Genomic DNA, 12,611 nt, shown 5'->3' on the forward strand with positions numbered 1-12,611 from the left:
GCCTTGAACGTATCGGTTTCGTCGCCCGGCTGGCTGTAATTGAAGTCAGCAACTTTCAGCGCATAGTCTGTATCTTCCGACGTCGTCACTGTCTGATCCGCACCCTGCGGCGGGTCGTTCTTTTCAACAACCGTGATCTTAGAAACCAGCGTGGCCGTAAGCGGGTTGGGTCCCCCGGCATCCACATCGCCACTGCCCACTTTGGCAGCCTGCACGTTATTGCCATCACTCAGGGTCGTGGTGATCGTCCGTTCACCGCCGGAAAAGGTATCCGAGTTCGTGCTGTAACGAATGGCATTCAGGATCTGGTTGACCTCGGCACGCGTGGTGTTGCCATCCAGCGTGATCACCAGATCTGCGCCATTAACACCCCCGCTCACAACAACGCCCGAAGGCAGGGCTTTCCCGGTCAGCGCATCTGTATCAATCGTCAGTTGCTCGCTGCTATCGGCCCCGGTGATCGCAACCGTGATCTTGCCTTCGCCAAAGGTGTCGCTATCAAGGCCACCCGTCGTGCTCAGGTCAATATCATCGATATTGGCATCGGTAATGATCGCTGTCGCCGGGACACCCTTATTGGCATCCGTGCTTTCATTCACCGATGTCTCAACCGCCTTGCTGTCGTTAAAGCTCGGCGCATCGTTTTGCGGCGTGACATTGACGGTCAGATCGCTTGAGGATGTCGCATCCAGACCGCGTGAGTCACGAACCGTAAAGGTGAATTTTGCCTTTGCATCACCGTTGTCATTGGCAACTGGTTCATACACCAGTTTGCCCGCATCGATATCGGCATAGCTGACAAATTGCGGCGTCGTGATGGCAGTACCATCAAGTTTTAACGTCCCCGCACCGGTAATGCTGTTAATGGTGACCCCGCCCANAGAGCGGGTTTGGCCCCCCGGCGTCACCCCCCGCCTGCGCATTGCCGCCATCGTTAGAGGCCTGTCCATCACTGAGCGTGGTTGTAATCACCCGCTCGCCCGAGGCCGTATCCGACGTGCTGGCATATTTGATGGCATTTAGAATCGCGTTGACCTGTGCACGCGTCGTGTCAGCATTCAGGGTAATGACAAGCGCGTTGCCATTATTGCCACCCGTCACCTTGACACCAGCCGGGCGATCGTCCGCTGCAAGCGTCAATTGATCGCTAATGGTCGCACTGCCGACAGAAACCGTGATTTTGCCTGCACCATAGACCGTGCTGGACAGCGCATCCGTCGTTGACAGGTCGATATCGCCGATATTGGCACCGGTGATGATCGCCACCGGCGTGGTGCCGGTATTGGCTGCCGTGCTTTCATCCACACTGGTTTCAACGCCGGTCGTATCATTGAAAGTCGGCGCGTCATTGCGCGGCTCGATATTCACCGTCATCGTATTGGACGAGGTCGCATAACCATCCCGGCTGTCCTGCACCGTAAAGGTGAAGCTGGTCGCCGCATCGCCATTGACGTTTTCCGCCGGACGGAAAACCAGTTTTTCATTTGCAATGTCACTGGCAGAAATAACATCATTGACCGAGACAGCCTGCAAGGTGCCGCCGCTGTCTTTCAGATACAGCGTTCCCTTGCCCGATGCAGGCAGACTGTCAATCCGCACTGCCTTGAACGTATCGGTTTCGTCGCCCGGCTGGCTGTAATCAAAGTCTGCCACCTTGACGATATAGTCGGTATCTTCGTCTGTTGTGACCGTCTTGTCCCCGCCAATCGGCGGATCGTTGACTTCGGTAATGGTGACGGTCGCGTTCAGCACGGCTTCAAGCGCGGACGGGCCGCCTGCAGTATTGCCGTTGGTCTGTTCGTTATTCCCATCATTAATGGTAAATTTGACCGTGCGATCACCGCTCAGAACGTCAGAATTTGTATGGTAGCGCAGATTTTCCATCAGGGTCTGGACTTCGGCGGCCGTGGTGTCGGCATCCAGGCTAAAGACCAGTTTGTGATCCCCCACCGTGTCGCTGGGCGTAATCGGATTACCCGCCGAGTCCACAACCGTAACACCATCGGGCAGCGTATAGGTATCCTTGAAGGTGAGATATTCCTTGGTCGAGGCCGACGCGCCGACAATTTCAACCGTCAGCGTGCCCTTGCCAAAGTTCGAAAGGCCATCGGTTGTCGAAAGGTCAATATCGGTCAGGGAAACACCGGAAACGATCTGAACCGGATCCGTCCCTGTATCGCTGGTTGAACTTTCGGTTGAGCTTGCCGTGGTATCGGTTGCCGTCAATACCGGCGCATCGTTTTGCGGATCAACCGTAATCTGCATGGTGCCATTGGCCGATTCGCGAATGGTGGTATCGCTGGCATGGCCCTTGTCCCAAACACTATAGGTAAAACTGGTTGCAGCGTCGGACTGGTTCAGGTTGGTTTCGGAACGATAAATCAGCTTGCCGGCCGCAATGTCATCTGCCGAGATGTCCTGACCCACGGTAACGTCGCTATAGACCGGAGCGCCATCCCCATCTGTGCCGGTTTGCAGCATCAGCTTGCCCCGGTCGTTATCCGGCAGGCTCTTGACCGTGATTTTATTCAGTGCTGTATCAAGGCTGCTTTCATCGCCCGGCTGGCTGAAATTGAAATCATCGACCTTGAAAACATAATCAATGTCTTCCTTTGCCGTGACAGCGGGCGTCCCGGAGATACTGGGTGGGTCGTTCTTTTCCGTCACCTCGACCGTGGCATTGATTGTTGCCACCTTGCGTGATGCCCCGGCATCACCACCACCACTTTGGATATTGCCGTGCTGGCTGCTGGCCTGGGCATCATAGAGCTTGACCGAAATATCACGGGTGCCAGAAACAATATCGCCGTTGGATTGATATTTGATCGCCTCGACAATGGCTTTTACCTGATCAAGCGTTGCGCTGTCCGTCAGATTGATTTTGAGGTCTGAGCCATTTGTGCCGCCCGTTATCGTATCGATCCCGTCCATATTCGCGACCGACAGAACCTCGCCACTTTGCGCCGAGGTCAGGTGAACGACAATCTGTCCCTTACCAAAGGTATTGGCATCAAGCCCGCCTGTCGTCGCAAGGTCCACATCCCCAATCGTCACATTATCAAGGATCGTAGTTGCCGGCGTTCCTTCGCCCAGAACGTCGCTTTCGGTAATGCTGTGCGATGTGGTACCGGCTGAAATGGTCGGCGTATCGTTGGTGGGATCAACGGTAATGGTGATGGTGCGCGTCGTGATCAGTTCTGCCGACGAACCATCGGCATAGGCATAATCGCCGGGATTGGCCGCTGCGTTATCCGTATCACCCGTCAACGAATCCGGACGCAAACCGGAATTGCCCAGATCATTCACCACTACGGTCAGGGTGATATCGCCGTTAAAGTTTGAATTGCTGGCCGAATCCCCCGTTGCGGCAGGCGCCTTTACGGTAATGTCCTTGATCAAACTGTTCAATTCAGCTTCGGTAAACCCGGTCAATACAATGGATTTATTGTCGTCGGCAAAATCAACCTTTTTGCCACCCGATGTATCATCCCCGCTATAAGACCCGATTTTGGTGAATGTGCCGTTTGACAGCGTCAATGTCACAGACATCGTACCGCCGAGGTCATCAACATCATTGATGTTCAAATTGGCATTGCCGCTATCAACCTTGATAACGCCGTTGCTTTCAGGAACATGGAAATCCGTTCCCGTGACTTTGGCCGGGGTGTTATAGGCGGTCAGGAAAACTTCACGGGTAACAGCGGCAACATTATATTGAAACCCGGAATCAGAGAATTTGGTTGAGTAAGGATTAATCTCGGTCGCGTTGATATTGGGGGCAGAATCATAGGGGGTTTGATCCGGGTTCGGCCCGCCATTGGCCATATCGGTGTCTTCTAGCGTCCCGTTTGCGCCTGGCATACGGTCATCGACAATCACCTGGAGCTTGTAGGTCTTGTTCTGTTCGCCAAAATCGCCAAAATTGACCTGAAGCCCCTTGAGGTAATTATTGATATCCGCCTTCGTGCCCGAAATGCGCAAGGCTGAACCATCACCGCCATAGGTGCCATCAACCGTCACCTTGCCACTGGTATCGGTGCTGCCGATCACAATGTTATGGCTGCCCGTCGTATAATCACTTTTTGCAAGCGGGCTTCCATTGGGGGCCAGAATACGCACGGTCACGACAAAGGCATCTTCGCCATCACCGCCATTAAGATCAATATCGTCAATCACAAAGCCATTGCTGGCATCGCCAAAGGTGTAGGTATCATTATTAACAACATCAATGCGATCGGGTGTGCCATTGGTAATGGTCGGCGCATCGTTGACGGATTTTACCGTGATATCGACCGTCGTGCTGACCGTTTGTGCATCACCACCCGAATTGCCCAGGTCATCAACAGAAATATGCAGGACATCAGGACCAACATAATTCTGGTTCCCGGAATAGGCGAGCCGGTCCATGATCGCATTAATCGCGTCAACTGACCCTGTCAGCACCACGCTGGTGTTATCATCATTGGGCCTAACCTCCACATCGCCCGAGTATGAAAACGACACGGTGCCATGATCGACCGACAAAGTGACCTTGACATCCTTACCAAAGGCATCGGCATCGCCAATGCGAATACCGGTAAAGTTCTTGCTGGTGTCTTCATAGGTAATGCGCGCATCGCCCGGATTGGGGACATCGATCGTCGGAGGTGTATTTGCAAGGGAAGAGCGCAGCAGGATCGACGTTGTCACGATGTTATTAACATCATCGATGGTCGAACCATCCTGGTTGACCGTTGCATTGTCCGCACCATTGGCACCCGTTGTCAGCGCACCGCTGCTATCGCGCAAACGGTCATCAACACTGACATCGACGGTATAAGTCGTATCATGGTCACCATCGGGAAGAACAACCTTCATCCCGTCCAGGGCGGCCTGAACGTCGGCCAGTTTGCCCTGAAAGGTGATTGACCCGGTGCTGGCATCATCGGACGTTACGGTAATGCCGGTCGTCGTATCAAGGCGCAAATCCCCCGAAGAACCAAGATCGACAGCATTGCCATCCTTGTCCTTGAGCAGAACCGTTACAGAAACGAAATCCGTTTCGCCGGGGCTGTCAACGACCACCAGATCGGGATCACCGACGGTGAATTTGTCCTTCATATCAAAGGTATTGGTGCCATAAACATCGTAATCGGCTCCCGCCCGCGAGATGGTGGGAATATCGTTGGCGTATTTGTCCGCCGGCACGACAATATCAAACTGCGAGGCTGCCTTGGTGCCGCCCACGGTCCATGTATGGTCGCTCACACTATCGGAAACAATATATTTGAAATTATCGGCGCGAACTTCCGACCCATCATGGCTATAAGTCAGTCGGCCCGCATCAATATCGGCTTGGGTAAAGACAGACCCCACCCCCAGCCGTTTGCCATTCAGATACAAAGTCCCCGACGTAACATTAGACGTAATGCGATATTGCAACGTGTCCGGCGTATTATCCGGGTCCACCGACACAAGATAGCTGTCACTGATCGTACCGCTGCCACCTTCGGCAACTTCCAGCACCTGGTTGACCGTGGTGCGACCATTTGCCTCTGTATGTGTATCGGCAGCAGCATTTTCATCGGAAATTGGCGCGTCATTGAGCGGTGCGATGGTGAAAGTAACCGTGGCGGTATTAGATGTATTGTTCGCCGCCGGTTCGCCTGCCGTCTGTTTGATGCCATCGGCATCATGCAGATCATCTCGCACGCGATACTGGAAACTGTCGGTGAAATTTTCAGTTCCATCGTGAATGTAGCGCAGTTTTGATGTGTTTTTATCCCCGGTCAAAAGCGACTTGGACAGCCAGTCCCCCGCCGAAACATCCACCCAGTTCCCGTCACCATCCTTATATTGCAGGGTGCCGTTATCAGGCAGGTCAACAACCTGAAAATACAGATCATCGACAACAGCTTCGCCATAGGGCTCGTCAGGTTCATTCTGGTTATCCACATCTGCCATTTTCATGGAGCCGGTGGTGATCGTGACCGTCGCACCTTCGCCAATGGTCGGAACAGACCCGCCCGATGCGGTTGGGGCATCATTTACCGGAATGGCGGTAATGGTAAATGTTCCCTGGGCACGCTTGTCTGCCAGATCGCCCGTGCCGATCGAAATGGAAAAATTGAAGCTGCCATGATGGGTTTCACCGCCGTCATGGGTGAATTGCAACAAGCCATTATTGATATCGGCCTGGGTAAAAGAGTCATAACGACCCAACACCTTGCCATCCAGATAGAGCGTGCCGTTCTGAGGTAACGACGTCAGGCGGTAAACCGTGGCTTCGGCCGGAATGGTATATGAAGAATCTCCCTGTTTTGCCTTCAGGGTATAGGACAGATTGTCGCTGCTAATCGTCACCGTGTCTTTGTCAGTCCCGCCCCGTTGACCGTCGCCTTCGTAAACCTCGATACCGCTATTGACCGAGCTTTGGTCAATCACCACCGGGTCAGAGGTTGGTGTTTTATCAGGGTCGTAACTGCCCTGAATCTGCAAATGGAAGGTATTGGTGGCAATGCTGCCATCTGCGGGGTCAACCACACCACCGGCCTGACCAGCATTGTTAAACACGCGGGTATGGGAATCCGTGACCTGAAAATTGAAGCTGTCGGCGGTAAATGCCGTTCCCGCCGTTGTACCGTCTGAATCGGTCACAGCCTTGGTCTGGACATATGTCACCTTGCCCGCATCCAGATCGGCCTGGGTAAAGGTGCTGTTAACCGTCATCAGATTGCCATTCAGGCGCAATTCGCCATAGGTCGGCAGGGATGTCAGACGATAAATGATTTCGGTGCCGTTGCTGGTATCGTCAACATCGGAAACATGCAGGAAATTCCGTGTAATAACCGTTGAAACACCTGCCTGTACCGTTGTCGGTTTGTTGGTATCCAGCACCGAATGGTCATCATTGGCAATGACGTCAATCTGGACGGTTTTTGTCGTTGTCAGTTCATGACCGGCCCCCGGTTCACCGCCCTTGTCGGTCACTTTCAGGGTAAATTCCGGCTTTGTGCCGTCCGGTTCCGTGCCGTTATGGGCGAATTTCAGGGTTTTGAATTCGGCCATCGTCAGGGTCATGGAGGATGCGGTGATTTCCTCGCCGCTACCAACCTGTCCGTCCCCGTTGGCATCGAGGAACAGGGTGCCAAGGCCGTGGGTATTGATATTGGAAATTTCGATGGTCAGATTGCCACTATCGCTGGCATCCGTATCGGCGATCGTGATCTGCCCGCCAATATCGGCCGCCGAAGTTTTGGTACCGGGATTGTTATAAACATCCTCGGTCCCCTGGCCTTCATACACACTTGGCGTGCCATCAATTGTCGGCGCATGATTAACTGCCGCCACAAGGTTCCAGCTGACCTGCTTTTCTGCCGAGGCATGATCGCTGGCGGGGTCGGACGCACTTTGTTTAACACCATCCGCCGCTTTCAAATCATCACGGACAATGAATTTAAAGCTGTCGGTCGTGGCAGCGGTATCGGTATTGACATAGCGCAGCTTGGTCGAACCATCACTGTTTGTCAGCAAATCGACCGACAGCCAGTCAGTTCCCGTAACATCCACCCAGCTTGAACTATCCCCATCATAATATTGCAGTTTCCCGCCATCAGGCAGATCTGTCACCTTGAAGAACAGGTCATCCTTGCTGGCTTCAGGGTTATTGCCAGGTTCACCGCTTTCATTGGCAACATCGGCATCGTCCATGCCAAAGGCTCTTTTGATCACGCCAACCGTTGCCCCCCGGGTCACATTGCCCAGCGTCCCACCCGTTGCGGTCGGGGCATCGTTCGTTGCGGTTGCCCGCAGGGCAAAACTGCCATCAACCACCTTTGATGTGCCAACGGAAATGGTAAAATCAAAACTGCCCTGATGGATTTCCCCGCCATTATGGACAAAAACCACCCGGCCATTGTCAATGTCATCCTGGGTGAAGGAATCAAAACGGCTATCAATGGCCTTGCCATCCAGATACAGGGTGCCGTTGGTCGGAAGTTCGCTGATGCGATACACCGTGGCATTGGCCGCAACCGTATATTCCGATCCATCCTGGGTATATTTCAATTGATAGGAAAGCTCGCCATTGCTCAGCGTATGGGTATCCCCATCGCTGCCGCCCATAACGCCGTCCCCTTCGGTCACATCAATGCCGTTATTGGTTGACGTAACCACAGTTGCCGGTTCGCTGGGCTGCGCATCGCCGCCATCCCCGGCAAAATCACCCTGAATTTCGATATTGAAGGTATTGACCGCAATTTCGTGGTTATTATTCGGGTCAACCACACCGCCTTCAGCCCCGTCCTTGTTAAAGACACGCTGCTGGGAATCAAACACCTTGAAATTGAAGCTATCAGCAGTAAAGGCCGTGCCATCCGCCTTGGCATCCGGGTCATCCACGCCGCGATTTTGCACATAAATCAGCTTTCCGGCCGCCAGATCGACCTGGCTGAAACGGTCGCCCACCGTCAGGCGCACGCCATCCAGGCGCAATTCTCCGTGATCGGGCAGATCGGTCACTTCATAAACCAGTAGCGCATCATTGATGGTGTCGACGTCCGACACACTCAGATAGGATGTATCAATGACAAAAGATTCACCCGCATCGATTTGAGCCGTGCGATTGGTATCGAGCCACGAATAATCATCGTTGGCCTGAATATCGATCACGATATTTTTGCTGGTCGAAAGCGCCTTGTCTGTCCCGAAGCCACCCCCGCTATCGGTTACGGTGACAGTAAAGGACGGGTCCGTCGCATCCCTGGGCTCTGCCCCGTCATGGATGAATTTCAGCGTCTTGAACTCGGCAATCGTCAGGTCGCTGGTATCACCGGTAATTTCGGTGTCACCCGTCCCAAAATGACCATCACCATCCGCATCGAGAAACAGGGTCCCGACGCCGTGAGTATCGACATTGGTAATCGATACCGTCAAACGCGACTCATCGTCATAGCTGTCAAAATCGCCAATGGTGATCTGGCCGCCAATGTCGGCAGCCTGGGTCTTGGTGGTATTGTCGTTATACAGGTTTTCACTGCCCTGGCCTTCATAGGCTTTGGGGCTGCCGGTAATCGTCGGCGCATGGTTATCCACCGACGTAATGGTCAGATTAACGCTGGCCGTACCCGACACATGATTGGCCGTTGGGTCACTGACGCCAGAGCGGACATTGTCACTATCGGTACTGCTGTCATCCTTGAAATCATCACGAACGCGATACTCGAAACTGTCGCTGGAAACCGACTCTACCGTTTGCACATAGCGAATGCCGGTTGTATTGGCATCGCCTGTCAAAAGCTTGGCCGAAATCCAGTCGCCGGTCTGAATATCAATCCAGTTGCCATTGCTCAGATACTGCAAGGTACCGTTTTGCGGCAATGACGTGATCTGGATATACAAATCGTCCGGTTGGGCTTCGTCATTGGCATCTGCGGGTTCGCCCGGTTCATTTGATGTATCAACATCATTCATGCCCAGGGCCGATGTCGTCAGGCCAACCGTGCCGCCTTCGGCAACTGTGGCGGTCCCGTCAGAAACCGTGGGGGCATCATTGGCGGCAATGGCGCGCAGCGAAAAGGTCGTCTTAACGATTTCCGTTACACCAACCGAGAGTGAAAACCCAAAGCTGCTTTGATGGTCTTCACTTCCGTCATGGACAAAGACCACGTTATTGGCATCGATATCGGCCTGGGTGAAAGAATCAAAGGCATGAAGTTCGACGTTGTTCAAATACAGCTTGCCGTTGGTGGGAAGGTCGGTCAGGCGGTAAACAGTATCACTTGCAGCAATGTCATAGGTCTTCCCATCACTGGTCGCCTGCAAAATATAATTCAGCAGGGACGAGGTAATGGTTCCCGTATCCACCCCGCCCTTTACGCCATCTTCTTCCGTCACCTGAAGGCCGCTATTCACGGGTGTTCCCTTGATGGTCACGTCACCATCCGGGGTTTCGCCGCCGTCACCCGTCCAGTCCCCCGTAATGCGGAAATCAAACTGGTTTGTCTTGATATCGCCCGTCGCCGGGTCCACCACACCGCCTTCGGCACCCGACGCGTTATAGGATCGCAATTGTGAATCACGCACTTCAAAACTAAAGCCGTCAGCGACATAGTTTTCACCCGAAACGCGATCTGCCGACGTGACTTTTGCTGTCTGGAAAAACGTCACCCGACCATGATCCAGGTCGTCCTGGCTAAAGCGGTCGCCGACGCCCAAAATTACACCATTGAGGCGCAATTCACCATATGTCGGCAAGGCCGTGATTTTATAGACAAGCTGTTTGCCACCACTGGCATCATCGACATCCGTGACCTTCAAATTGTCGGACGACAATGTCGTCACCACACCGGCATCCACGGTTTGCGGACTGTTGGTGTCTATTTCAGGATTGTCGTCATTGCCAAGCACACCAATGGTGATGGTCTTGCTCACACTCAGTTTGGCTGCATCCCCGGCACCGCCACCGCCATCGGTAACGGTAATTTTAAAGCTGGGGCTTTTACCGTCCGGCTCGGAGCCGTTATGGGCAAATTTCAGCTTGCCAATATCCGCCCCCGAAATGGTAACGGACCCGCTGATCACCTGGTCTTTGGACGAATCAAAAATGCCATCGCCATCGGTATCGATAAACAGGGTCCCATGTCCCTGATTATCGACATCGGAAATGGTGATGGACATATTTGCCAGATCATCGGAACTATCGGCATCACCGCCGGAAATGGTTAAAAGCGACCCGATGTCGGCCGCCTGTGTTACCGTGCCGGGCGCATTATAAACCGCTTCGGTGCCCTGGCCTTCATATACCTTCGGGCTGCCATCTACCGTTGGTGCCTGGTTAACGGGCGCAATCTTGACGGAAATGTCAAACGGGCCGACATTGCCGCTCCCGCCGCCATCATTTACCGTAACCTTAAATCCGTCACTATCGTTATTGCCGACGATAATGTCGGTTCCGTCATGCTGATAGGTCAGCTTGCCATCAATCACATCCTGAAGCGAAAAGGTACTGCCAACCAGCAGATCATGCCCGTTCAGCTTCAGCACCCCGTCACTCGGAAGGGACGTAACCTGGAAAACTTCCTGGCTGGGCTTTTGACTAACGCCCAGTTCAGGGTCAACAAGATTGAAAATATCCTGACCAATCGTGACAGATCCGCCTTCATCCACCGAAATCGGCGATGGCGAAAGATCTGGCGCATCATTTACCGGCGAAAAGGCAACATCAATACTGTCAGTGACAGCCGTGGTGGTGCCATCATCGACCGTCAGCTTGACCTTTGCCAAACCGTTAAAATTTTCCGATGGTGTCAGCACCATGTCATTTAAGGCAGCATTGATCGCATCCTGCTTGCCGGTCAGGGTGATCGTATTGCTGTTGTCGCCAGTAACGGAATCCAGACCCGAAATATCATTCAGCTTGATCGCGCCGGTCGGGTTGGAGGAACCATCCTCGACCGTGATTGTCACCGTTAGCGTATCACCTACGTTATTTTCATCATGGTCAATATCGCTTACCGAAATGCCGCTCAGGGTCACATCGGTATCTTCAACGCCGTCAACCGCCTGATTACCATCCATCCCGCTGATCGTCGGCTGATGGCCGGTCACAGGGTCCACCGGATCGGCCAGCAATTGCGAAATCGAATGCAGGGCAGATGAATCAGCCGGCAGGGCCGATGTAATCTGGCCGGTGGCATATTCCAGATCCCAATCACCCCCCAGATCGCCATTTCCGGTCACGTCATCGGAGGCCGCAATATCGACCCCTGTAAGATGGGAAAACGTATCGACAAACTGTTTGCCGGTTTCGTCTTTGGCAATGTTACAGCCATAAAGCAAAATATCGGCACCTGCCGATAAATGACTGCTCCAGGAAGAAACCTCCGCACCCGTCTCGCCGGCAAGTGCTGCGGTATCAATATGGTCCGAGCCCAAGGTGAAACTACCATCCCCCCCATGAGAGATGATGTGTAATCCGGTAACATCGGTGCCGGAGGCCAAGGCATCGGCAATGGCCTTGGCACCGGATTCATCACTATCCACAATCAGAGTATCGGCCTTGCCTTGCAGACTGGCGGCAAAATCCTTCGCGCCCTCAACACGGCTGTCGATAACCACCAGCACGCGGCCGGTACCGGTTTCCGGGGACAGGTTGGCAATCACGGCATCAAATTGTGAAGCTGCATCCGAGGAAGAACCGGCATTTTTCTGCGCGTCTGTCTGATGTTTCGTTTCTGCCTGGTCATGATGGCTAACTTCAGACGCAACGGTCGCAACCGCCGCCGCATCAAGAAGAACGCGCGGTTCCAGTGCCGAAAAATACAGCTTTGTCATGATTTATTACCCTGATGCCCCGTATATACGGACGGATATGTGATTCACTATAGTTAGGCGTAACTCCCTAACTAGGTATACTCAGAGACACACACCAACTGGCAAGGTAATTCTTGAATGACTAAAAGAAGAGAACAGTCAAGACTCAAAAGTTAACGAAAATTAATACTATACTTGCGAATTACGCATGGGTTTTCTTATGCTCGACTATTTATGAATTACTGTTTTATTTTCAATACTCTCGTCAATATGCATAACCCATCCTCAAGGAGGGTATCTTAGACTATTCAAAATTAAAA

Annotated in this window: 1 pseudogene; it reads right to left on the reverse strand. The window is 53.1% G+C overall.

The window, feature by feature from the left end:
* Window positions 1-881: 881 nt before the first annotated feature.
* Window positions 882-12,312, reverse strand: a pseudogene (locus tag LF95_RS23685) (cadherin-like domain-containing protein); the annotation flags it as partial.
* Window positions 12,313-12,611: the final 299 nt, after the last annotated feature.

It is taken from the genome of Thalassospira sp. TSL5-1 (assembly GCF_001907695.1).
Classification (GTDB): Bacteria; Pseudomonadota; Alphaproteobacteria; order Rhodospirillales; family Thalassospiraceae; genus Thalassospira.